Origin of the sequence: Pseudomonas sp. NPDC089408, assembly GCF_044749445.1 — a bacterium.
Classification (GTDB): Bacteria; Pseudomonadota; Gammaproteobacteria; order Pseudomonadales; family Pseudomonadaceae; genus Aquipseudomonas.
This window is the reverse complement of sequence record NZ_JBIVHY010000022.1, coordinates 64,836-88,493: the sequence shown is the minus strand read 5'-3', so window position 1 is coordinate 88,493 and position 23,658 is coordinate 64,836. Positions and strand designations below refer to the sequence as shown.

Annotated in this window: 18 protein-coding genes; 7 read left to right on the top strand and 11 right to left on the bottom strand. The window is 54.3% G+C overall.

Features of this window, described 5'->3' with window-relative positions; all coding sequences use genetic code 11:
* Positions 1-383 precede the first annotated feature (383 nt).
* From ACIP02_RS24550 to ACIP02_RS24530, 5 genes are all read left to right on the top strand, one after another.
* Complete coding sequence (locus tag ACIP02_RS24550; RefSeq protein WP_305377489.1) at positions 384-881, top strand: toll/interleukin-1 receptor domain-containing protein; 498 nt, start codon at positions 384-386, stop codon at positions 879-881.
* A 27-nt stretch (positions 882-908) separates the two neighbouring features.
* A complete protein-coding gene (locus tag ACIP02_RS24545) occupies positions 909-2,342 on the top strand; it encodes an SIR2 family protein (protein WP_305377488.1) in 1,434 nt (477 codons plus the stop codon).
* A gap of 12 nt (positions 2,343-2,354) precedes the next feature.
* Positions 2,355-2,795, top strand: coding sequence for a TIR domain-containing protein (locus ACIP02_RS24540; protein ID WP_305377487.1), 441 nt, complete (start codon positions 2,355-2,357; stop codon positions 2,793-2,795).
* 53 nt (positions 2,796-2,848) lie between these two features.
* The gene (locus tag ACIP02_RS24535) at positions 2,849-3,688 is read left to right on the top strand and encodes a hypothetical protein (RefSeq protein WP_305377486.1); all 840 of its coding nucleotides are present in this window, start codon (positions 2,849-2,851) and stop codon (positions 3,686-3,688) included.
* Between the two features lie 280 nt (positions 3,689-3,968).
* Positions 3,969-4,151, top strand: coding sequence for a hypothetical protein (locus tag ACIP02_RS24530; protein WP_147406351.1), 183 nt, complete (start codon positions 3,969-3,971; stop codon positions 4,149-4,151).
* Positions 4,152-4,200: 49 nt separating this feature from the next.
* Here the strand turns inward: ACIP02_RS24530 and ACIP02_RS24525 are convergent, their stop codons facing one another.
* Positions 4,201-5,193, bottom strand: a complete 993-nt coding sequence (locus ACIP02_RS24525) for a DNA-binding protein (protein WP_400621833.1) — start codon at positions 5,191-5,193, stop codon at positions 4,201-4,203.
* 178 nt (positions 5,194-5,371) lie between these two features.
* Here ACIP02_RS24525 and ACIP02_RS24520 point away from each other — a divergent pair, with 178 nt between their 5' ends.
* Positions 5,372-6,322 carry a site-specific integrase gene (locus tag ACIP02_RS24520; RefSeq protein WP_305377484.1) on the top strand — a complete coding sequence of 317 codons (951 nt, stop codon included), beginning with the start codon at positions 5,372-5,374 and terminating at the stop codon, positions 6,320-6,322.
* Positions 6,323-6,864: 542 nt separating this feature from the next.
* On the opposite strand, the gene ACIP02_RS24515 is transcribed toward ACIP02_RS24520, so the two are convergent.
* The 10 genes from ACIP02_RS24515 to ACIP02_RS24470 form a co-directional block, all read right to left on the bottom strand.
* Positions 6,865-9,696, bottom strand: a complete 2,832-nt coding sequence (locus tag ACIP02_RS24515) for a DEAD/DEAH box helicase (protein WP_400621830.1) — start codon at positions 9,694-9,696, stop codon at positions 6,865-6,867.
* Between the two features lie 140 nt (positions 9,697-9,836).
* Complete coding sequence (locus ACIP02_RS24510; RefSeq protein ID WP_305377482.1) at positions 9,837-12,056, bottom strand: hypothetical protein; 2,220 nt, start codon at positions 12,054-12,056, stop codon at positions 9,837-9,839.
* Positions 12,057-12,190: 134 nt separating this feature from the next.
* On the bottom strand, positions 12,191-13,048 hold the full coding sequence (locus tag ACIP02_RS24505) for a hypothetical protein (protein ID WP_400621827.1): 858 nt from the start codon (positions 13,046-13,048) through the stop codon (positions 12,191-12,193).
* Between the two features lie 111 nt (positions 13,049-13,159).
* Positions 13,160-13,981 (bottom strand): hypothetical protein, encoded by an 822-nt coding sequence (locus ACIP02_RS24500; protein ID WP_400621825.1) that lies wholly within the window; start codon positions 13,979-13,981, stop codon positions 13,160-13,162.
* Positions 13,982-14,051: 70 nt separating this feature from the next.
* Positions 14,052-15,668, bottom strand: a complete 1,617-nt coding sequence (locus tag ACIP02_RS24495) for a CBASS cGAMP-activated phospholipase (RefSeq protein ID WP_400621822.1) — start codon at positions 15,666-15,668, stop codon at positions 14,052-14,054.
* Between the two features lie 62 nt (positions 15,669-15,730).
* The gene (locus ACIP02_RS24490) at positions 15,731-16,330 is read right to left on the bottom strand and encodes a TIR domain-containing protein (RefSeq protein WP_305377478.1); all 600 of its coding nucleotides are present in this window, start codon (positions 16,328-16,330) and stop codon (positions 15,731-15,733) included.
* Between the two features lie 395 nt (positions 16,331-16,725).
* Entirely contained in the window at positions 16,726-20,502 is a 3,777-nt protein-coding gene (locus ACIP02_RS24485) for a hypothetical protein (protein ID WP_400621818.1), read from the bottom strand.
* Positions 20,503-21,190: 688 nt separating this feature from the next.
* The gene (locus ACIP02_RS24480) at positions 21,191-21,688 is read right to left on the bottom strand and encodes a hypothetical protein (RefSeq protein ID WP_400621815.1); all 498 of its coding nucleotides are present in this window, start codon (positions 21,686-21,688) and stop codon (positions 21,191-21,193) included.
* Positions 21,689-21,884: 196 nt separating this feature from the next.
* Complete coding sequence (locus ACIP02_RS24475) at positions 21,885-22,208, bottom strand: hypothetical protein (RefSeq protein ID WP_400621812.1); 324 nt, start codon at positions 22,206-22,208, stop codon at positions 21,885-21,887.
* Positions 22,208-22,942 (bottom strand): metallophosphoesterase, encoded by a 735-nt coding sequence (locus ACIP02_RS24470; protein ID WP_305377474.1) that lies wholly within the window; start codon positions 22,940-22,942, stop codon positions 22,208-22,210. Before ACIP02_RS24470 ends, ACIP02_RS24475 begins: the two co-directional genes overlap by 1 nt.
* Positions 22,943-23,259: 317 nt before the next feature.
* On the opposite strand from ACIP02_RS24470, the gene ACIP02_RS24465 reads away from it, so the two are divergent.
* On the top strand, positions 23,260-23,637 hold the full coding sequence (locus tag ACIP02_RS24465) for a helix-turn-helix domain-containing protein (protein WP_305377473.1): 378 nt from the start codon (positions 23,260-23,262) through the stop codon (positions 23,635-23,637).
* The last annotated feature ends 21 nt before the right edge of the window (positions 23,638-23,658 follow it).

The window sequence follows — 23,658 nt, the reverse complement described above, 5'->3', positions numbered from 1 at the left end:
TCCCTGTTGAAGTGTTGACGGATCATCTGCAACTGCTGGCAACCAATCGGCTCAACATTATCAACTGACTGTTGCACTTGGAACCTGATGCCGCCGTGCCTCTGTCGAACAGTATCCTGTCAAATTTATGACTAACCACATCACGCGCGACAAGTTCTGACGCAGTGCGTCGCTGGAGTAATTTCCTTGCGACGCCTAATACTTTGGTCGTAGTCGAGCCCATCATTTAAAATGATTATCTGGGCTGAAAGGCTCGCCCCATGGGGAAATCTTCCTGGCGCAACTTACACGTAACCGTTGAAGGCAGTTTTTCCCACCATGGGCTGGCTTGAGCTGGTTGCGGAAAGCTGGCATTTTGCCCTCCAAATGCCAGGGAAGCCAAAATGCCGATTCGCCAGTCAGACTTGCTCACTCGAAGCTTTAGCCGTTCAGCCCAGGGCCAATTCCGGCCGCGGCCAGGGCAACCTACCGCTTTCCTCAGCCACAGCCACCAGGACGCAACGCTTGCTCTCGGGCTACAGGAAATGCTGAAGCGAGAAGGCTGGGACGTCTACATCGACTGGCAGGACAGCAGGATGCCTGCCACGCCTGATGGCGAAACGGCGTTCAACATCAAAGTCGCTATTGTCCAAGCCGACTGGTTTCTCTTCCTGGCTACTGAAAATTCCATGTCGTCTCGCTGGTGTCCGTGGGAGATCGGCTTCGCCGATGGCAAAAAAGCTCACGATCGCATTGCCATCATTCCGACCTCGGACAGCCAGGGCCATTTCTATGGCAACGAATACCTGAATCTCTACAACAAAATTGACGTCCCCACCAACGCCGCCGGCCTCGCGCTGTTTGACACGCGTGGCAAAGGCACATGGGTGCGTAACCTCTAACTCCGAATTTGTGGGCAGTACAAGAGTATGAAAAGGGAACATACACGGCTGGTAGAAACCCTCTCGAAGGAGATGGCTGAGGGGAACCTGGCAATTTTTGCGGGTGCGGGCTTCTCCCAGGGGGCTGGTTTCGTGAACTGGAAGACGCTGCTTAAGCCGATTGCCGATGAGTTAGATCTGGACATCGACAAGGAGACGGATCTGGTGGCATTGGCGCAGTACCACGCCAACGCCAATGGTGCCAACCGTTCGAAGCTCGATCAGATGCTCGTGACCGAATTCTCTACCAAGGTCAAACTCACGGATAACCATAAAATTCTGGCCCGGCTACCGATCCAGACCTACTGGACGACTAACTACGACAAGCTCATTGAGACCGCGCTTGAGGACAACGAAAAGGTTGCTGACGTCAAACACACCGTTAAGCAACTGGCCACTACCAAGCCCAAGCGCGATGCGGTCGTGTACAAAATGCACGGTGACGTCGAGCACGCGTCTGAGGCAGTCCTAATCCGTGATGACTACGAGCGCTATCACGTCAAGATGCAGCCGTACATCACCGCGCTCAGTGGCGATCTCATTGCCAAGACATTCCTGTTTCTGGGCTTCAGCTTTACCGATCCAAACCTTGACTACATCCTGAGCCGGGTACGCATCCAGTACGCGAAGCACCAGCGTCAGCACTACTGCATTTTGCGAAAGGTCAGCCAGGGGAAAGACGAGGATCAGGCCGAGTTTGAATATAAGGTGCGTAAGGAGGAGCTGTTCAAGCAGGAACTGCTTCGCTTCGGCATCAAGGCAGTCTACGTCGATGATTTCAGTGAGATAACTGCAATCCTGCAGGAGATTGAACACCGGCATAAGCGCAAAACCATCTTCATCTCTGGTGCGGCCCACGACTACAGCCCCTGGACTGAGGCCGAATCCGAGCACTTCGTTTACAAGCTCAGCAAGGCCATCAGCAAAGATCAATACCGTGTCATCTCCGGATTCGGATTGGGTGTCGGCAGCGCGGTGATTTCAGGCGTCATCGAGCAGACCATCATGAATGGCCACCGTCTGGACAGTGATCAATTGATTTTGCGGCCATTCCCGCAGAGTCAGTCCGGTGAACGCCCCTTGAAGGATCTCTGGACTGAGTACCGGCGCGACATGTTGGCTCATGCCGGGACTGCGATCTTCCTCTTTGGTAACAAGCTCAACCAGGACGGTGACGTTGTGCTGTCGAATGGTATGCGCGAAGAGTTCGATCTCGCAGTCGCTGGCGGCGTCTTTGTCATCCCGGTAGGCATCACCGGCTCGATCTCGGCTGACCTCTGGAAAGAGGTAATGGCGACCTACGACGAGACGAAGTACGAGCATGGCAAGAAAATCACCCCCCTGCTGCAGGAGCTGGGCGCGGAAGGTACCGACCTGACGCGGGCGCACGACGTCATCCTGAACCTGCTGCCACTCATCTAAAGGAAGATCACCATGGCAAGAAAGGTATTTTTCAGCTTTCAGTACGAGGACGTGCAACGCGCGATGAACGTGCGTAACAGCAACGTCATCGCCTCGGATCAGAAGGTGGGTTTCATCGACAAGGCTGATTTTGAAGAGGTTGAGCGTAAGGGCGATACCGCTATCAAGAAATGGATCGACGATCAGCTCTACGGCACGAGCGTTACGGTAGTTCTGGTCGGAGCAACCACCAGCCAGAGCAAGTACGTGAAGTATGAAATCGATCAAAGCATTGCGCGTGGGAATGGAATTCTAACAATTGACATCAGCAAAATCGCCGACTTCGAAGGCAACACCACAGATTGCTGCAGTCTGCGCGTCCCGGGTGCCACTCACTATCTTTGGAACAAAGATGACGGGCGTGAAAATCTTGGAAAGTGGGTAGAGGCGGCTGCGAAGGCCGCAGGCAAATAGTAATTCGATTAGGCGCCGAATGGCGCCTTTTCTTTCTGAACAGGGATTGCCAGATGTACATAGGCTTGGAAATAGAGCGCTACCAGCTGGTTAGTGATTATCCTAACCTCAACTCCAATTGCTACCTTAAAGTAGCTGAAAAGCGGATCGACGACCTCACTCAGTATGTGATCGGAACGTACAACCAAGGCACCATCTTGGATGCAGAAGCCTTGTCTAAGGCGATCTTTCCAGAGGGCGATTATGATGTGTTCCTTTCTCACTCTCACGGCGATCAGCGCAACGCTATCGACCTTGCTCTTGCTCTAGGCAAGCACGGGCTGAAGGTTTTCGTCGACTCCACCGTCTGGGGTTTCTACGGCGACTTGGTCAGCCGAATCATTGCGCAGACACGACCACAGCCGTACGAAACGAAGGAGAGTCATGACCACCGCATTCACGCTGATGTGCATATGATGTTGGCTGGTGCCTTGCACCGTACCATCGCCCGAGTCGAGGCGTTCGTATTTGTACGCTCCGATAAATCGGTGCCACTGGAATTCGGTGGCGAAGCTAGAACACTTTCACCTTGGCTGTACTCGGAGCTCCAGTTCAGCTTCCAAGTTCAGCATGCGACGCCAAAGCGAATTCAGAACCGAATGCGGGGCGCTATCTTGGACAATGTGAAAGGCTTCAACAACATGAGCCTTGAGAGCATCCAGCACATGATGGCGTTCAGAGCATTTAATGACCATTTGCCAACGATCTCGGGCGAGCGTCTGAAAGAGTGGGTGATTAGCTTGTCTGCAGAAGTGCGAGGTGGCGCTGCGCTGGATTCGCTCTACAGCCAGTTCGATTTGGCAAGTGAATATCGGCGCCGACGCGAATCTCTAGGGATGCGCACTTCACTCTAGCATGTAGTCCTGCCTGAAAAGGATTCGGTACCCGTCTACATTGTCATGCGAGACGTCCCCCCGGCACGCTGGGATTTTTTCGGTGACACGATTCTCCTGGGCGCGCTTCGAAATCTGCCACTGGGCGCGAGGCCGGTCTGATCGGCAACTCCCTAGAGTGGAGGTTGGTCGAGAGTCTCCCTGGCACCATAAGCAAAGGCGAGATTCTCTAGGTGCGTCTTTCCTATCCAGCCAGGATGTGCTCAGCTATCTGTCCATATTTTTTGTGGGTGCGTCCGTCGTGAAATCTTTCATCGACCGAAATCCAAAGGAAAAGGCTGTAGAGGAAGCATTTGCCGCCCTAGCGCGCAACGGCTACGAGAGCGCACGACCAGATCCCGCGGACAACGTGTTTGCGGTTGTTGAGCGATTGAAAAAGCAGCAAGACGTAGCCAAAGCGGCGCCCGATTTACGTAAAGTTTGATCGTGCGTCGTGGGGTGACCGCAAACTCTTCACGGGTACACACCTGTGGTCATGATTCGCCAGCCATATCAGGCTGGTCACCGCGGCAAACCTCTAGTGCTTGGGTTGTATCAGCCAGCTCTTGGCTAAGTTTCACGGTATTGGCTCGTAGCGATGAAATTTCAGACGAGAGAACCTCGTTGGCATTTTTCACGGCCACCAATTGCTCCTGGAGCATCTCTTTAGCGCCTTCAGCCCTGGCTGTGGCCATGTTCGCGACCCCCAGATCCCCTTCTAGTCGCTTCATCGCCTCCTGACTCTGGTAAGCAAGCTTGCTGTGCTGGCGAGCCTCGCTCAGCAGACGCTCGTTGTCACGGTTGAGCCGAGTGAGCTCGTCCTGGCGAACCATCAGAGCCTGCTGGAGTTGCAAGGTCTCCTGCTGCAATTGCTGCAGCTGGGTTTCATGACGACGCTGATCCTGTTCACGCTGTTCCTTGATCGCGGAGCGGTAATGCTCCATGGCATCACGTGCATGTGCGTGCTTGTCCTCCAGTGAACGTACCTGTTCATCCTTCTCCTGTATCCGCAGCTCCAGATCGGCGCAGCTTTGGCTGATACGAGCGTTTCGGGTGATCTCCGCTTGGAGTGATGACTGAGACGTTCTCAATTCTTCAGCCTGGGCCGCCAATGCCACGTCTCGGCTAGCTACGACCTGCTTGGTTTTCTTGAGCTCCGCTTCCAGTTCGCTTACGAGCTGATCCTTGGCAGCGGTGTTTTGCTGATGGGCCAGCCTCTCCTGCACCAGGGCTACATTGCCCTCCTCCAGCACGCGTTTAAGTAGCTGACTCACCATCGCGGTGAGCTCGTCACTTAGGCGGTCTGGGTCAGCCTGAGGGCGCGCATCTGTGGACTCCAGCTCCTGCATATACCGCGAAATAGTGGTCTTCGACCCTGTATTTCCGAGCTCAACGCGCACCGCATCGATGCTCGGATTGACGCCGCGGGCCAGCAACGCAGCGCGCGCCTTCTGCACCAAAGCCTTGTTAATGCCCCCGCGAGCCATATTCTCTCCTACTATTTCGTAATGTGTTACATAACACGTCAATACGTGACATCTTAGCTTATTTTATGACCAATCAGGGCATTAGTTTAAAGAGTAAATAATGTAGAGTTATATATTCTTATGGGCTGAAATGGCTCAGAATCGTGCCTAGGTGGGGTACGAATGGCAGGTTTGGCAGATGGATAAGGCGCAGCGGTACCTGACGGCGGGTACGCGGGACAACACCCGCAAGAGCTATCGAGCAGCCGTAGAGCACTACGAATCAACGTGGGGCGGCTTCCTGCCGGCGACGTCAGAGGGGATCGTTCGATACCTGGCGGAGTATGCGGAGACGCTTGCCCTCAGCACATTGAGGCAGCGGCTTGCCGCTCTGGCGCAATGGCACATCACCCAGGGCTTCCCCGATCCAACCAAGGCGCCTCAGGTTCGGCAAATGCTCAAAGGCATCCGCGTTGTTCATCCTACGCAGCAGAAGCAAGCCGCCCCTCTGCAACTGCGCCATCTGCAGAAAGCGGTCGGATGGCTGGATAAGCAAGCCGGCCTGGCGATTGAGGCGGGTGATTACCGCGGCCTGATGCGGCACCGGCGCGATACCGCATTGCTGCTGATTGGGTTTTGGCGGGGGTTTCGTAGCGATGAGCTGGCACGGCTGCGGGTAGAGACGACCCAGGCAGAAGCCGGCGTGGGGATTACGTTCTACCTGCCCTATTCCAAAACCGATCGTGATCACCACGGCAGCACCTTCCATACACCGGCGCTGAAGCAGCTCTGTCCAGTCGAGGCCTATATCAACTGGGTCACTGTTGCAGGCATTGCGGATGGGCCCGTGTTCCGCAAGCTCGATCGCTGGGGAAACCTCTCCGATACAGGCTTCCGGGCCAGTAGCATGATCCCGCTGTTACGACGCATTCTGGAAGCAGCAGGCATCCCCGCCGCGACCTACAGCAGCCACTCGATGCGCAGGGGCTTTGCGACCTGGGCATCAGCGAACGGCTGGGACATCAAAGGCTTAATGAGCTATGTGGGATGGCGGGATATGAAATCTGCTTTGAAGTATGTGGATGCCACCAACTCTTTTGGCAGCCTGGCTGCTCAATCACCAGGGATCGATACCCTTACGAAGCTCTAAGCGCCCGCTCAAGTACGTTACGCCTAGATAAAAGGATCCTGTAGCGCAGGTTGTTCAGTCAGCGACCCCGTCTGACGTAGATACCGTGATTGCAGATGGTCAAATACTCAAACGAAATGGGCGCTTAGTCACTGTTGATGTTGCTCAATTGAGTGCTCAGGCAACCGCTGGCGTTCACCAGCTGCTCTGAGTGGCACTGAAGGCGGACTAGGAGCAGTACAGGTGGTGAGCCGAACACACGTCATATCGCTCCCCTTGTGCAGGTTCCGCACCTTAACGATGCGATCATCACGTTCCAGGGACTTTTCTTTCACTCAATTTTAACGGTGAGCGAGTGAATCTAAAGTCATCCCTACGTGTGATAGACCTTGCCCGCCTAGCAGCGGGCTTTCTTTTGCCCTCAAACTCTTGCTGGCCAAGTTGTTCACGGACTGCACTGCCCAGGTCAATCGACCGAGGTTTAATGTGAGCGAGTCGCGACTGGGGTGGCGTGCCGACATCTTGAAAGCGCCGGCACCCAGTTCACAGGATTGCGCCTGCATTCAGCGGGGAAACGTCCAGGCCGCTCCTGCCCAATCGAGGTTTTCAGGTATCAGGAACTGGTTGCTTAGCTCGGCCAGTCTTTTGTTGGCCGCGTCATTTGCTGCATCAAAAAGAGCTTTCGATAAGGGTGCTGATGTCGTTTGTGCACTGAAATGCGCGGGCGTCATCAGCCAATTACTGACCTCTGGAGAGTTGACCTTGATTCCCCCCTGCCCGGCCAAAATAGTCACAAACTCCTGGCGCACACGATTCCCCTGCGGGCCTTGCCAGCGAAGCATCGCCCCTAACAGCGCGCCATCCTCCTTCCCGAAGCTCGGTGCACATACAGATCCTGCCAGGCCATCAAAGTCATACAAACATGCTTTGGCAAGCAGGTACTGCATCAACTGCGAGGTCAAATCCAACATCTGGATTTCTGGGCGGCGAGCAGCAAGCTCCCTGTCAATGGTGACATCCATACGCGACGAAGTTTTTCTGCTGCGTCCCAGCTCTTGCATGACCAGGTCAGGCAAGCGAATTCGCAAGAGCCGCGGCTCGTTGCTAGGAACAGAAATTTCGACACCAAGCTGGCCGAACATGCCCGTGACGAAGCTTTGGAGATGATCAATGGTAATTGCCACTTGATCCCCCAATTCGTTGACGTCATTTGTCGCGGCGTGGACGAAGATTTCCCTCTGTTTCTCAGCCGCCCGCTTGGCCTCCTCCAGGGCAGCGTCAATGCGCTCGCTGGTACGCTCGATACCTAGCTTCGTTGCTTGCTGAAGGATGTCATCCACATCGATGAGATCCACCAATTCGCCGAGGATTTCGTCCTTCAGGCCTTCGTTGAATTCATGATGCTGAACCTCGGCCAAGTCATCAACAACGCTATCGATCCGCTGGTACATCAGGTCAACGATCTCCTGATCAAGGCTATCGGATTGCTGGATGTTGAACACAACGACCTTCATCTTCTGCCCGTAGCGATATAACCTACCAATCCGCTGGACAAGGCGCATGGGGTTCCAGGGCAGGTCATAGTTCACCATCATGTGGCACTGCCTCTGTAGGTTGATACCCTCACCACCCGCCTCGGTGGAAATAAGGAACCGACCCTGCGTTTCAAATTGAGCGATCGCCTCTCGACGCTCCACATGCTGCATGGAACCATTTATGAGCGCGACTTTATCCTCACCAAACCGGGCCGCCAGCGCGTCCCTGAGATAGCGCTGTGTGGTTCGGTACTCAGTGAAGATCAACACCTTCTCTTCAGGGTTCTTCGCATTGATTGCCCCGATGACCTTGTCGAGAAGCTCCGTGAGTTTCAAATCATTCGCCATGAGTAGCGCAGCGTCATCGATGAGCTGCTTGAGGAGCTGAATCTCCCCTGCGAAGAACTCTTCTGCCTCACCGCTGACCTGCTCTTCCCACTCACCCACATAACGCTGATCATTCGGTGCACTGGGCATCGTGTCGCCACCAAAGGCGTCTAGCAGTCGCTGAAGCCGATTGCGAAGAGCCTGGTGGATCGCGGCGGCACTAGACACTGCGAGCTTGCGGTACACCGTCATCACAAAGCCAATAGCGTTACCTGTCTGACCTAAAGCCTCGCCGGCGGCGTACCCTTTGCGCAGGTAGTGCTGCAGGGTCTGATCGAAGTCAATCGATTCCTGGCTGCTGGAAACCCGCAGCGCAGAGGTGATTTTCCCTTCAAAAATGAAGCGTCCATCAGCATCGGTGACGTCTGCCTTGTGATTGCGGTAAACCATGTCACGCAGGATTTCGGGCTTGAGGCTGAGCATTTCAAGCTCTTCCCGCCGCTCCGGACGCAGCAACTCAAGCAACGCTACGAACTTGTCCTGCATACCCTGGTGAGGAGTCGCACTGAGAAGCAGCATGTGCTCTGTGCGGCTCCGAAGTGCTTTGGCGAGATCGTAGCGCTCAGAGCTCTCATACTTCAGACCGTACTGGCGACGACTGAGTCGGTGACCTTCATCGAAGATGACCAAATCCCAAGGCTCTGCCTGGAGCAAACTTTCGAGGTGATCAGGCTGCTTGAGGCGATCCAACGACCCAATCACGCAGTCATGCATCTTCCACTGGCGTGGCTCGTTGACGAAGAAATCCTCATGATAGATTTCAAAATCTTCGAGCTTGAATTTGTAGTACAGCTCATCTTGCCACTGCTTGGTTAACCCCGCGGGCGTGATTAGAAGGATGCGCTTCACACGCTTTCGCTGGATCAGCGCGTGGAGCAGCATGCCCGTTTCAATCGTTTTGCCCAAACCAACATCATCGGCGATCAACCAGCTCAGATTGTTCGACGCGAGAATGTGATGCACCAAGTTGATTTGATGCGGCAGTGGGTCAATTTCCAGGTGAGACAGGGATCCCGTGTTCTCATTCCATACTTTGATGGCGTGAGCGAGCAACCGTAGTCGCACACGCTCAGCGTCCGCCCCGCCCCCCATCTGAGCGGTCACAAACCGATGCCTGACGCCCTTAACCTGACGTAGGTATTGGTACGGCAGCCAGTGTCTCTCTCCCTTTTCCGGGAAATCCACGAGCGCCTGCTCGCTGCCAGCTAGGTCTCTGAGCTGCATGATCGCGCCCTGGCCTAGCGAGCGAACACCTGTCCCAGGCGTCGCGTCGAGGACGTCTTGGCCATTCACAAAGCCCGATTTCAGGGCATCAGAATCAACGAAGCTCGCACTACCCGCTCGAATCCAATGAACTTGGGTCTTCCCAGTCTCGGGGATTGCCATCTTGACGACGCCAATCTCTTCTTCGCCACCGGGACGTAAGCGCTTAACCCAGCAACCCTGTACGTGAGTAAGTTCAAGCGGCTTCATGCAGTACTCCCTGTGAGTCCAATTTACGAGTGGTTGGCCAGGACAAGCCTTTATCGTCTGTTTGCGTAGCGCAGCTGACCATTGCAGTCCTGGTCATCCGCGAATGCCTTGCCCGGCCAGCTCCGAGGTGGGAGTGTCTACTAGGCATCGGAGCGAACCTCGCTTCCATTCAGTTCAGCTGGCTGATCGTTTTGCTGTTTCGCCGACGCGACGTCTTCACCTTCCTCGGCCTCAACGGGGAGATCGCTGAAATAGCAGCTCGGTGCTTGCGGGTCTTTGATCTGCGGTACACCATATGCCTGAAGCTTCCGGAGACTTGCTGTCTCAAGATCATTCGGAATACCAAGGTCGCTGTACTCTTCTCCTGGGCGCTGATAGGGCGAGTCAAAATCGCCCATCTGACGTGCGGGAAGGGCACCATCGATATCACCAAAGCGGTACCACAGGTACCTCGCGAAGGCTTTGAATACCCGCCTAAGCGTGGCGTTTTCGTACCAGTACTCAAAAAGCTGTTCCAGAAGGACATCGATCTCCTCGACCTGTGGTATCGACTCAAATGAACGGACAATCAACAGCGCCGTACGCCAAGACAGCGCGTGGTAGGACAGCCGGGTGCTGCCGGTACTGTCAAATGCGATCCAGTACAAGTCGTTGTCAGCCCAGATGACCTTGATGTGTGCGGCAAGCACGAGCTCCTCGGGAGTCAGCCCTTCATCGATCGCTCGTTCCAATGCCACCCGGGTCGCGCCCCATCCGCTCATGATGTAAATCTGTTGAATCAGGGGAAGCGTTCCATGCGGCCAATCGTACCTGTACACAAGTTCTACGGCCTTTTGCTTCGCACGCTCCTCACGCGTTATCCGATTCTCTGAATCGCCCCCAGCGGGTTCGGCCTGATACTTGTCATTGTCGAACACAGTGTCTGGATCGAATTCATAGAAAGCGAACTCGTCATCAGCGTCCTTCAGGTACTCACTGTCCCTGTGGGATTTGTCTTCACGCGCTTTCGTGGTGCCGTACAGTTCTAGCTCGGCCAACTCCGCTGCGAGGTTTGGGTCGAAGTCGGCATCCTCGGAGTACGGTATGTCCCCCACTCCTATAGAGCCATCATCTTCAATCTGGTCGAGGTAGAACGCATCAACGTCGCGGGAATCAGACAACGCACCAGACACCGGTTCGTCGGCGAGGAAACGGCTTAATGGTTTTGCGAAGACGTCTACCTCGACCTCCGGGGCTGGCTCCGCAGGGAGATCTATATGTGCTTTTTGGGTGCTGTCGACTGGTGAAGTCAACCACGGGGAAGGATCCGGCGTGCCGAGAGTGTGAGCTTGTTTATTGCCATCATTACCGGGCGAATTAGCCGTCGAATCCACCCGGACGCCCGCGTTGTGGGTTTGTGTACTGGCATCGCTGTTAGGCGAGTTAACCCCCGCAGGATTTAAGCTGAGCCGGCGCTTGGGTTCCTTCGTGCCAGTTGCTCGATGCAGCTGTTGTGCGTTGTCGGCACCAGCTACTTCACGGCCATGCGGTCGAATGGCCGAGTCCACCCGGACGCTTGCGTTGTGGGTCTGTGTACTGGCATCGCGATTAGACGAGTTAACTCCCGCTGGGTTTAAGCTGAGTCGGCGTTTGGGCTCCTTCGTGCCATTCTCTCGATGCGGCTGTTTCCCGCTGCCGGCGCCATCCGCCTCACGATCATTCGGTCTAGCGGTCGGCTCCACGCGGACACTTGCGCTGTCAGTTTGAAAATTCCGGAACTCAAAGGTCTCGTCTTCCAGAGGAGCGAATTGGCGCGCATTCTCCTGTATGAAATCTAAATCGGCTGCGCTTGGGTTGTGATGGCCTGGGCTCATAGTGCGATCAAGGACGAACGCACCTTGCTGACGCCGAATTGCATCAGCTGATTGTATGGCCCTTGCCCCATCTACGGGACGGTGCTGGAGTGTGTAGACCCGCCCCAACAAGGTTAAATAATCCGGGTCTTGCCCCTCTTCCAGCGCAGTCAGAAGCAGGCGCTCCGCGGCTTGCAGGTCAGCAGCGGCGACAAGGGTGGTGAGTTCTCTCAAAAGCGAGCCCTTGTTCTTGCCTGGCCGCGTTGGTGCCACCTGGCTAACCTGTCGCTCGTTGCGCAGCTTCCGGAGGCGCTCCTGGAGCCGATTCATTACGCCCTGTCGCGCAGAGATTTCTCTGATCACTGACTTCAAGGCCGTATCGTCAGACAATTTAAGGTGTGCGGCGAGCCCTACTAGCTCACTGTCTCTAACAAGCCCTTCGAATAGCGACTGGATTGCAGCCTCGCGAGAACCTTGCTCAGAAGCCATGTAGTCCCGGAGGTCGTTTACCAGTTGATCGCGATCCATTGCTCAATTCCCACTCTATCGCAGTACAAAGCTGTGACGCATGACTCACTTTAGCCGATCTTAGCGGATCAAGTTAAGCGAATATTACTCTCGGATACCATAAGGATCCGGCCACCCTCTCACTCGCCTCAAGGCTAATCTATTAATGCAGAGTCAACTGCCCTTTCGGAAAACGCTTCCTCAAGCTCGTACTGGTAATAGAGTGAGTCAAGATAAAAACTTCCTCGATAATGCGTATGCAGGAAGTGTTCCCTCAACTCTTCACCTGTGATCGTGGGAAGATGACCGGAGTCTGCGTCGAATCCAAAGACAGCAGATCTCGCAAGATGAAATACACTCTGCATGCAATCTTCAACAACACGAAACTTACTGGGCTTCGACAACCGTTTTCTAGAGGGCTTTCTACTACGCACCCGCGCACTGAAAGACAGTTCCGAATAGATCCAAGGAGACAGTGTCAGCATTCTGCCATTCTCCTGCCCTTGCTGCCTTATCGGAACAGATTGCTTCGCATTCAAAAAAACGAAGCACTCGGTATCATCGATCATTCTATTAAGCTCAGTCGTCAGCAGCATATGCACAGCTGCTGACGCCAAATCACACTTTCTGTGCGAGAAATATTTCTGATCGCCAACGACTTCGGAGTCAGAGTATTTCTCATTCACAACGTCTAAAACAGCGTCCACAGATCCCCACACGCATGAGTCAATGAAGACCTTCACGTCTCGCCTTTCCATCGCGATAGCGAACTTTATCGCGTTGTCTTCATCCCTATGGGAATGAGAGAGAAAAATGTGAGCCTGCTTCGCTGGAAATAGAATGTCCGCGAGTCCCTTGGCATCGAGAACATCATGGCCTTGTAGTCGAGTCACTACGAATTCTGCCAGATCCTGGATATTGAGGTTGCGTGCGCGCGCTTTGTATTCATCTACCTCCTTTTGCGACACGCGCTCCAGTGGCTTGTAGTTTTCGAGCTCAAATCCGAGGTACATGATATTCCTTGACCATATTGATTACACGCCTTGACCCATTCGCGACTTTCGGAGGTCAATCCTCCTCCGTTTCGACTAAACTGGCAAATAACGATTGAAGAGTGTGGCAAACTACGCGGTACGGGGAGCATCAAGCAGTTTTGAGTCGACCCCCAACTCCCTATATAGCAAGTCCAGATGCTCAAGCCCTTTGATATGTTTGTAACTAGGGCGCACGTCGGAGGAGTCAGCTTTATTTAGCCAGTGTGAAAACTCCGAAAAATCGATCGAAAGGGATGATTCAGGCAAAGGAAACCTAAACTCAGCACCCTTCTTATGATCGAACGCTCTGCCGTGCTCAAGGCTTATAACTCTCTGCTTCCGAGGCGTACGTTTAACATTCTTAACGAACGTCAGCTCGGAAAAAATCCATGGCGAGGAGAGCTGCTTATGCTTACTAACGTGCTCATCAAACCTGACCGAATTCTCCGTCCCCAAAAATACGAACAGCTCTGATTCGTTAATCATCTGTTGAAGTGCAGCATTCAGAATCAAATGAACGTTGGTTGTGGTTCTATTTCTAAGCTCATAGCTATACGACGTCCAACCTTCTGGCTTAGAAAATTTCTCGTCAATTTTGCGAAGCAATTCATCTGCGTACCCCCATGTGCAGGAATCTACAAATGGCTTTAACCCAATCGACTCAAGACTTAACGCCAAACCAATTGCTTGATTTTCGTCCGCATGCGAGTGCGAGATGAAAACATCAATATCACTTTTCGGAAAAATTTTTTCTTGAATCTTGGCAGCATCTAACACATTGCCCCCGTCAAGAAGGTACTCTTCCAAGCGCATCGAAACTTTATTATTCCGTTCTTTATACGAGACAATATCAGAGGAGTTCCACTCAAGCGTGGCACCAGCAACATTATTAATTCTTAAATCGATGAACATTAGCACCTCGAAATTATTAAAATGCGGTGAGTCGAGCGCCAGAGAACCGAAGCGCCCGCGCCTACTCAGATCAGAAGCGCTCCCACGCGTCGACATGCTGGCCGTCAAAGAATCTGGAGCGCACCTCGGCGAAGTGCTCCATGGCCGCTTCATTTCCGCGTTGCGCCATCTCCTGGATAGCCTCGACGTCATCCATCTTGATTTCGTCAGGAGTCTGCTGGTTGACACGCACATGACGTGTCGGCCCTAGGAAGCTCTGCGCGAGTACTAGGGCGCCATGTTCTTGGGCGGCAAAAAAGAGATCTACGCTGTGGGGTGCCCAACCTGCCTTCCCTTTTCCGAGCTGGTCGGTGAAGTCGCTTTCGCTGCTGAGTGTGCCAATGCTCAGCACATCAATCCTTTCCAGAGGGATCTTCAGGTATCGAACCGCTTCTGCCAGCGCCGGAAGGATGGGGTTATTGGCCCAGACGCCACCATCGAGGAACGTCTCCAACGCGACAGGCCCATCGAAAGTAACTTCATCAAAATAGGTAGGTGCAGCGGAGGACGCCAGTGCAGCGTCAACGGCTGAGATATCCCGGTAAGCGGTGCGATCTGGGCTATGTGGGGTGACAATTGCCTCTGCCTGCCCTTGCTTGGCCCTGACAGTCGGAATCACCAAGCGGCAGCGTGAATCTGCGGCCAGCGTTTTGTCCCCGTACACCTCAGTCAACAGACTGCGAAGCGTTGCTGAGTCATGTTTTGACTTGAGCCAATGCCGAAGCTTCCGATCCTTCGGGAAAATCTGAGGGCCCTTTTTCTCGTAGAATTCTAGGATTTCACGTGGCTTCAAACCCATGGCGAGCCCAATGGCCAGAATCGCGCCCGTGGACGTACCGGCCACCAGGTCGAAGTGCGAAACGAGGTCATTGCCGCCGCCCGCCTTCAGCATGTCATCCCACTTGGCCAATACTGCCGCGGTGAAGGTGCCCCTGAGCCCTCCACCGTCGAGCGCCAAAATGCGAAAATTCCGGCCCCGAGAAACGTTGCGCCGAGTAAGCGGTAGATTCATCAACTGGTCGACAACCAGCTTTACGATCTGGTCAGCTGACGTGCTCTCGGCAATAGTCCGGTTCACATCTTCAGAAAGGCCATTTCGCAGGCGGGAAAACAGCGAAGGATTGTCTTCAAGATAACCGGCGATTGCCCCGCCAAAGCCCGCGACTACAAACCCTGGCTTACCAAGCTCAAGCATCGTAGCTAGTTCATTGGGAACGCCCGCCTTTGCTTTGTGGACATCCCACCAGGCACCACCCACGCAAACGACAACGTCGGAACGATCAGCCATCCAGTCACGCATCGGAGTCAGGCCGTCTCCGGCTAAGCCATCGCTATTATCGGCTGGTACGATCTCTACAGAGGCAAATGTCCTCTGCTCTTCGATTTCAGCCGTGTACTGCTCGGTGGAGTAGCTCTTAGCCCTCACCAGGGTCAGCGCCCCTTTGCTACCACCTGCCTGAATGAAGTTTTCAGCAGCTTTGCGCAGCGGCTCGGAAAATGAGGGGTGACTTCCATGGACAATAGAGCCCCCCTCACTGAAGACCTTCGCTGCAAATTTCTGCACAAACTCGGCGATGTCCGCTTGCAGTTCTTTGTTTGAACCGGACAGGTGAATTCTGACGCCGGCCAGGCGCTGGGTGGCTGCCATATGTAAATCCTGAATGCACTGAGATATGAACTGTTGCGGGCAGTAGGCTTAATGCCGTGCTGTCAACGACCGGCTAGGCCAGCTGCGGTTTCGATCCAGCCCGCGATGTTCTCACGGCCATTTTGAGCCGCGAAGTCGTATCTCATGCAATGTTTGGACAGCTTGATAACCGAATTGCTGGTAGGAGCGTCAAACCACAGATCAGAGGCAGGAATGGCGGAGGCGTAGTCCGAGTACTTCACCCACTTACCGTCTTTTCGCTCCGCGAAGTAAATCTTGTCGTTGGCGAGGTAGACACCCACTTCATCCAGTGGGTTTGTGCCTTTCACGCCAAGCTCCTGTGCTTTATTCCTCAGGCCATGGATGTCAACCGTGAGCAACCCATTGCCCTTCAAGACGCTGCGCACGATCTCGTAACGTACCCATCGCCTGCCAGCGGTGTACCGGCCGGCAAGCACGCACGTCACAGAGGTGTTCTTCAGACCATCTCGGAGAAAGGATTTAAGCGCGTCGTCGCTTTCCTTTTTGGAAGCTTCGAACACACTGCCGTCAAAGAATCCATCCGCCTCACGATCCTTACCGATGGCCCAGCATTTCCTGACGTTAAAGACTCGCCACACGTCTTCCTGGTAGTGGAAGGAGAAAAACGTTCTACGCGCCATCCTTTGCTCCGATTCGTTGAGATCCCTCCATACCCACCTCTGGAGCGATTGCGCTCGCTCTGGCGGAAAATGCCGATGATTGACCTGTAAGGCACGTCACTAGGCATTGAGAGGGTTATAAGCAGGCAAGGTTACACCAAGCAGTAGCGCATGACATCACTATGATGGCAAAAGCGAAGTTGCAAAGGGCGGAGGCAACTCAGCCTGGACAGGGAAGCGTCTTGCCTTGCTCAGTCACACTCCGCCGGTGACGGAACCATCGCAACTCTCAATTCAACCTGGCAAAGCGGCCTTTGAGCCTACAGCGCGTTTAGGCTGTGGATTCAGCGGGCCGCTCTGGTTGCCAGACGTCGGGGCCTTGTAACGGGGACAAGATGACGAGCTACACCTCGGGCTCAGTTGCGTTTGCTCCAAACCACAATCCGCTTGGCTTCAGGTTTAACGGCCCCCACAAAACCTCTTGCAGCGAGGGCATCGATCAGTCGGCGATCTACATCATGAGCCGGGAAGTTCACGCGCCGCTTTTTGAGTAAGGCCAGATAATCCTCGCCGGCAAGCGGCAACACGACAACAGCTTCCAGCCAACTGCAGCCCATCGAGAGCGCATGGATCAGCATGTGGATTTTTTGTTCTCTAGAGAGCGCCCCGTCCGGGAGCAGCTTCAGCATCGTCGGGAGGTATGCCTCCGGGAACCTCAATCCGTCTTTGGTCGCGCGATCACACGCTCTAGCCAATGCTTCAACGGCACCTTCGCATGTGTCATAGGCATCTCCGGGAATGCCCGACCACATCTCAATTTCTTCAATTGTTGAGCACACATCTGCGTTGCTCAGCTCAAGGGCCAACGACACCGGTAATGCCGACATGTCCATCTGTTCACGGGCAAGGCTCCATCGGCGGATGAGGTAGGCGCCTAGATACGTGAAAGCATGTTCGGCAATGAACGCCCTGATGTCTGCCCGGTACTCGACCATGTCACTATTGACGAACATGCTCCACCGGTTGAGAGGCGTCGCGGTGTCCATGACAACCCTTGGGCTCAACACGACCTTCGAGAAAAGCGTGCGAAGGGTTGCATTGTCGACTTGCGCCGCGCGGATGAGGAATGTCTGCAAGACATCGTTGCGTTTCGCGTCCTTCCATAATTCTTCAGCCAGGTCTTGAGCATTGTGCTTCAGAAAATCAACGAATGTAGCCAGTGCCGACTCACCCAAATCGACGAAGTCTTCGGATTCTTTATCAGCTACAAGCGCACGATTGAAGAACGCCCAAGCCGCATCACCAACAGGACGAGCACGTCCCGCCATCAGGATCTTCGCCCATAACGAAGTCGGTACCGCGTCAAGGTCAGTCACGCTGCAGGTTGTCTGTTCGAGCAATACCTCCAGTGTGTAGGGTTCGCTCTGGCAAAGTCCGAACAAGGCCACGAGCGATTCTGGTGTCTCTTCGAGCGCCCCCTCTTGGCTTACGAGTTGCGCCACAAAACCGTCCGGATCTTCCTCGATCATGCTGTCCAGGCCAGTGAGTTCCAGTTTGCTGAGCCGATGGTACGTGACCCTATCGCTGTGATTCCCTGGATCCAGCGTCTGGCAGAGCAACTGGAGCATTTTAAGGTTCAATGCCAAGCAACCCCATTCCACCATTAGCCGCAGATCTGCGGCCGTGGCACTCGCATCAAGGCTGGAGAATTGTGCCGGCAGCTCCCTGACCCACCTCCATCCGCTCTGATTGCTCGCAAGCTTCGCGGCAATAACCGACGCCTCACGAAGCTCACTGATGGCCTTCCTCAGTACGCGAGGCTTATCGTCGAGCGTTTGCATCTCCTTGGGTGTCAGAACATCCAGAAGCGCAACGAGGTACTGCTGACGCAAGACGGGGGCTTTAAACCGATCATGGTTCAGCAGCAAAGGGATGAGGTCGCGATCTGCGCCATACATGGCTCTCATAAGTGCCGTGGCTTGCCACCGAGGAATAATCGATGCAACGGCCTCGGCGAATCGCTCCGTGTAATCATGACCACTTCGGAGGATCATGCGAAGCTTGTCCTTCCTGGCAACCGCGTCATCCTTGTGCTTATGCAAAAGCTCTTGGATGAGATCAACCATGATGCCGCGCCCATCAGCTACCGAATCCAGATCCAGCTTTCTGACCACAAGCTCCGGATTATGTATTGGGGTGGTTACATCGTACTCCTCACCCCGAACCATTCCCATGATCAGGTTCTTGTCAGATTGGGTGAGGGAGCCCTCATAGAAATAGCCGAGGTAATCGACGTAATCAGTGTCGAAAAAACCGCGGTGAACCAAAAAGACTATGAGCTCCAACCCCTTCAAACGCTTCGCCACTTCACTGCCGTACCCCATGGATACGATCTGTCGGAAACCCGCTGTTTTGAGACGCTGCACCTTGCTACGGTTCGTTTCGAGTTGCTCATCCAGCTCATCAAGCGAGGTCTGGAAGCGCTTCAGGCGCTCATCGTATCGAGCCTGCTGTAACGCCTTTCTAGTCTGGAACCCCTGCCCGCCTTCGCTCCAGGGGGATGGCGTCAACGGCAATAGGGTTCTAGACGCCTCAACCTGGGAAAAAGCGGAGTCAGAAACAAAGTCGATTAGCGAAAAAGTGGCACCTGTATCGAGCCGAACCTGGCTTGCAGTGGGCTTATTTCCAAGTTTGATAAGCTCGTACCACACGCAGGTACGCAGTTGTTGCAGGTTGTCAGCCACCTCGTCCTCGCGCCTCGCGCGCTGATCTTTGAGGCTTTTAGCTGCCGTTTCGAGCAGCTTGACTTCGGCTGTTACCCACGCAGCGTAGCCCTCGATGCCCCCATAGATCGCGCCCCTTCGCTTGACCAAGTCAGCATAGGCATTAGGGTGTAGGTTTCGAATAGCAACCATGGCAAAAAGCTTGTTGGGATCTAGCTCCAGTCCGTCCTTGGCCAGTACATATGCGTAGACGTCATACTCGTTGACGATGTTCTTGATCAGCCGCATTTCATCGATGTAGTAGCAAACCGTCTCAATGAGCTTGAGGTTCAAGCCATCATCCAGTGGTTTGCCGGCTACCTGGCGCGCCTTCATGAGCTCGACCAGCTTTTCCCTGGAGTTCTCGGAGTTAATCACAGGGATGATGGGGATGATGAGGTCGAAGAACTTCGTCTTGTCCGTGACCGTGAACAGCTCGTCACGGATGGCGTAGACGAAATGGACAGAACGCCTGACCTGAGGTGATCGCTGGATGATGAAGTTGATCTCTCGCAGCCTGAAGAAGATATCCTGGATGTCAAAGCGATCCAGGTCTTCAATGACAACTACGTTGATATCACTGCGCTCGAAGCAATAGATGATCTCGTCGACGTTCTTATGAAGCACCGAACCATGGTGAGTCGCCTCAAGCTTGCCTCCCTTGAGTGTCAGACCATCGATAGTGAACAGGGACATGAACCTCAACCCCGAGTACAAGAGATAGACAGCACCAATGGCCACGCCAGCCAATGCTGCAGACTCGGGAACAACCATCAAGCCCTTGATCAACCATTCCAGTGACACGGTTTTTATCATCTCAAGCTTGGGCACATAGAGCCTCAAGGCGCAGACGGCAAGTAGAGTAAGCCCGAGGGTGCGCATGCTGATGCTGAAGGTTGAGGCCTGAGCAATCCGCTTCAGGCGAGTCTTGGGCACTTTCGCTGCGGGCACCGCGTAGAGCAGTTGCTGCACGATGGTCTCTTCAATGCGATTGACCAGGTCGACATCGCCTGGTGTGTGCTCGCCCCCAGTAGCAGCCAGGCCCTCAGGTTCCGAGTCAGGTTCGGAAGGTTGACCACTCGGCTGAGGTGTCAAACCCGAGGTGGGTTTACTGAAGGTCGCTAGAGACACATAGGTGTGGTTGAACTGTGGATGATTGCTGAAGAATGTCTTCAGCACACTGCTCTTACCAGCGCCATAGCTACCTGTGAGCGCGATGTTCAGAACATCGGGGTTTTCCAGGGCACGTAGCAGCTCGCGTTCATACCGAGCCGATCGGCCATCCGTGACAATGATGGGGGTCAACGGCTCAAAGAAAGGATCAACTTTGCCGCCCTGACGCTGGGTGGACAGCACTCTCCACGCAGCTTTCCCTCCAACCACAACTGCTTCCCACGCCAGCCCTAAGCGATTTTTGATAGCTCCCAGCATCTACCCGATTCCATGCAATGGCCTTCCGTGTCCCGCTGAGCAGGCGAATGACCGCTAATAATCCAATCGATGCAGCAGTGACGCTGCGCCAAAATCCAATAGCGGCTATATGCCATATTCGACGGGTAAACACCACGAAAGCACCGATGGGACAGATAGGTGCGAAGCACCGACACCCAAAGCTCACAGCTCCAGATCTCCACCAAGCACTTAAGGATTTGAAGGGCAGATCTGTGAGTGCATGCTTCTGCGAGCACATCAGACCTTTTGGGCATCGTAGGGCCGCAGTAAAAACCTTACCCTCCTTGGCAGCGTTCTAGTCGACAAATTCCCCGGCCGCTGCCCGAGGAGTACGTCGAGAAAAAAATGACCATTTGGGCGATTTGGCCAGTAAAGCTAAGGTGGCGTGAATTACTTCTGGTGCCATAACTCCTTAACAATGCCAGCATGACGCCGTATTGATCCGATAGGGTTCACCTGCTGTCCTGAGTGATTGCGCTGGTGAACTCGATCAGGCTGCGAAAGCCCCCCTGCTGTAAGCCTAGGCGGAGAAGCTGTCGATAGGGACTCTGCCGATTTCGCATCTCCAAAAGCGTACCAAAGAGATCAAAAATTACTGCTGCTGGCATTCGTTGCTCCTCATCGGCATACAGCTTCAACCCAGCCTCACAGCTGTCCAGACCGGCAGCTACTGGACAGTCAAACCATGAGCTGCAAGTTCGTTTATCAGCGTGCTCCTGCGCAACATCCGGGGGATTTTGAAGAGGCTTCTGTATGCATAGAAAAAGCAAACTGGTGCGAACAGGAGGCCGACGCCAAAAGTGGCCGTCGCGATGATCAACGCAGCAGGAATTGCCGCTACCGCGAACACGACCCCTTTCAGAATACTGGATTTAGCAACCAGTCGCAGGTGATCTAGGTCATATTCGACCTTGCCATCTGCCTTCTGGAACGCTACCAGAACGATGCTTTTCTTACTCAAATGCTTGTAGTACCACGTTCTGGGCTTGTCCGTAACAATTGCTCCATGCCTTTTCAGGTAGTCCAGCATGCACGCTTCTTTGAAATAGAAGGTTTTCCCCTCAACGTCTTCGCACCGAACTTGACTGTAGAGCGTATCAATGTCAGCAGTATTTTTAACATTGTAGTTCTTGATAGTAAGTTCAATTTTCTTCAGATCAGACATGCATTTTCCTTAGTGCATTTAATCTTGAGGCTGCTGGTAGCAAAGGCCATGTGAATACCTGTGCACACGCAGCCCTCCAGCGGCTTGTGTAAGCTGGATAAAAAACTGGAAATCCGAGGTGTTCGTCGCGCCTGGCCGACTAATACAGTTCGAAAGCACCCTCAGACTGACTGGTGAATCAACCCAAGCCAAATGCTCAGCGCGGTTCGCCGAGCTCGCTGGCGATCACGTAATGGTCTTCCCCACTAAGACTGCGCATCAGCTTGAACCCCGCCCTCGTCTCAACCAGCACGAGCGGAGGAGTAGCAACGGTCATTCCATTCGAGCTCACGTTTGACTGATCACTGTAAACGAGCGCGGCGTAGCTCTGCCCTACTCTCGCAGCGTTGATGAGGTAAGCGTCGACCATCACCCCCCAATCTATTCCCTGCGCTTGAATGAACTCTGAGGGAAGATCCCGCTTGAGCTCTAGCGGGTCGACGGCGTGGTCGAGAAAGTGCTTCATCGCCGGATTGGCCATCAGATTTGGATCTCGAAGTAAGGGTCAAAACCGGTGTTTTCTCCAGGGTAGCCGCGGGGGTTTGAGATCACCCGGCAGCCGAAAAGCTCAACATCTGTAGCCTCGTGCGTGTGACCGAATACCCACACAGTGGCCTCCTCAATTAGGTGCGGCCAGTCGTTGGCGTACGCTGCAGTAAGATGCCCTTCATGCTGCTCACCAATCACAGCTGAGGATGGTGAGTGATGTGTCACCACTACCGTTTTGCCGTCAAACGGTCGAGCAAGCTCTTGAGTCAGCCAGTCCTTGGCGATGTGGTTCCGGGTAATCAGGTCTTCCGTTCGAAGTCGCCTGTAGTTGGAGTCACACCGAATGTACTTAAAGTCGTTCATGCACTGCCTAGCGGCATTGCTAGCCGCGACCCAGTTCCCTGTTGACGTGAAGTCAGTCCATGCGGTGCTGCCAAGGATTCTGACATCCCCCAGAATCAGCGATTCGTTTTCCAGAACATGCACGTGGCCGGCCGCAGCATCCTGCATTTTCTGCAAGGTGCGATCGATGTGGCCGTCGTAATATTCGTGGTTGCCTGCGATGTACGCGACTTGGCAGGCGAAGGTCTCATTGGCCCATTGGACGCCCCTGGCCTTTTTGTTGATGTCGCCAGCGAGGATTACCAGGTCAACCCCAGCGTCGAGGGGCGGCGGGTCGAAACGGCTGAACTCGGCGTGTAGATCTGAGTAGATTCTGATTCTCAAAACGCTGACCTTGAGGGTTTAGCTATAAATTGACGCAGACTGGGTTACAGAGCGCACGCGTGCCGGGAATGCCGGCGCAATGGAGCGGAAGCATCCCAGCCTTCACTTCCTCGATCAGAACAGCGCACCAAGCGTGCCTGACAGTTCATCTCACAGCACTATATTGCATGGAGTCGAACCGCGCAATATGGCTTTATCCTCGGCTTTGGGTATTCCAAATGTCGTTGAGAGAACCGCTGGCCGCCGTCTTGAGGCTGACACGTACCGCCCGGAATCTGTCTCAGGAAGACTTTCATGGCAGGGTCGAGGCGCGTCAGATGAACAATATCGAGCGCGCGAAGAGCAACCCTACTCTGTCCTCGCTCGAAGACATTGCCATCGCATTGGACGTCGATCTTGTAGCGCTCGTGGCCGTGGCCAGCGCTCATGACCGCAACCAGACCCCTAAGGAATTTTTGAAAGACCTGGCCGGCGAGATCACCAAGCTTGAGAAGCTCGGAGTCCTGGACAAGCTCGACGGGGAGTTCACCGACGGCAAGCTGCAATCAGTGCATGGTCGCGTTCGGTCAGGCGCCGCCAATCGAGCTGCGGTGCTTCAGTGCAAGGCCGAGGGGAAGACGCAGAAGGAGACTGCGGAGCTGCTGGGGCTTGCGAAGTCGACGGTGAGCAAGCTGTGGAAGGAGGCGAAGATCTAATTTTCGCAGTGGCAACCTCAT

Bases quoted from the DNA above. Each gene is read 5' to 3' on its own strand.
- ACIP02_RS24545 (WP_305377488.1), top strand. From the start codon at position 909: ATGAAAAGGGAACATACACGGCTGGTAGAAACCCTCTCGAAGGAGATG.
- ACIP02_RS24520 (WP_305377484.1), top strand. From the start codon at position 5,372: ATGGATAAGGCGCAGCGGTACCTGACGGCGGGTACGCGGGACAACACC.
- ACIP02_RS24515 (WP_400621830.1), bottom strand. From the start codon at position 9,696: ATGAAGCCGCTTGAACTTACTCACGTACAGGGTTGCTGGGTTAAGCGC.
- ACIP02_RS24495 (WP_400621822.1), bottom strand. From the start codon at position 15,668: ATGGCAGCCACCCAGCGCCTGGCCGGCGTCAGAATTCACCTGTCCGGT.
- ACIP02_RS24550 (WP_305377489.1), top strand. From the start codon at position 384: ATGCCGATTCGCCAGTCAGACTTGCTCACTCGAAGCTTTAGCCGTTCA.
- ACIP02_RS24540 (WP_305377487.1), top strand. From the start codon at position 2,355: ATGGCAAGAAAGGTATTTTTCAGCTTTCAGTACGAGGACGTGCAACGC.
- ACIP02_RS24485 (WP_400621818.1), bottom strand. From the start codon at position 20,502: ATGCTGGGAGCTATCAAAAATCGCTTAGGGCTGGCGTGGGAAGCAGTT.
- ACIP02_RS24500 (WP_400621825.1), bottom strand. From the start codon at position 13,981: ATGTTCATCGATTTAAGAATTAATAATGTTGCTGGTGCCACGCTTGAG.
- ACIP02_RS24475 (WP_400621812.1), bottom strand. From the start codon at position 22,208: ATGGCCAATCCGGCGATGAAGCACTTTCTCGACCACGCCGTCGACCCG.
- ACIP02_RS24535 (WP_305377486.1), top strand. From the start codon at position 2,849: ATGTACATAGGCTTGGAAATAGAGCGCTACCAGCTGGTTAGTGATTAT.
- ACIP02_RS24465 (WP_305377473.1), top strand. From the start codon at position 23,260: ATGAACAATATCGAGCGCGCGAAGAGCAACCCTACTCTGTCCTCGCTC.
- ACIP02_RS24480 (WP_400621815.1), bottom strand. From the start codon at position 21,688: ATGTCTGATCTGAAGAAAATTGAACTTACTATCAAGAACTACAATGTT.
- ACIP02_RS24525 (WP_400621833.1), bottom strand. From the start codon at position 5,193: ATGGCTCGCGGGGGCATTAACAAGGCTTTGGTGCAGAAGGCGCGCGCT.
- ACIP02_RS24490 (WP_305377478.1), bottom strand. From the start codon at position 16,330: ATGGCGCGTAGAACGTTTTTCTCCTTCCACTACCAGGAAGACGTGTGG.
- ACIP02_RS24510 (WP_305377482.1), bottom strand. From the start codon at position 12,056: ATGGATCGCGATCAACTGGTAAACGACCTCCGGGACTACATGGCTTCT.
- ACIP02_RS24505 (WP_400621827.1), bottom strand. From the start codon at position 13,048: ATGTACCTCGGATTTGAGCTCGAAAACTACAAGCCACTGGAGCGCGTG.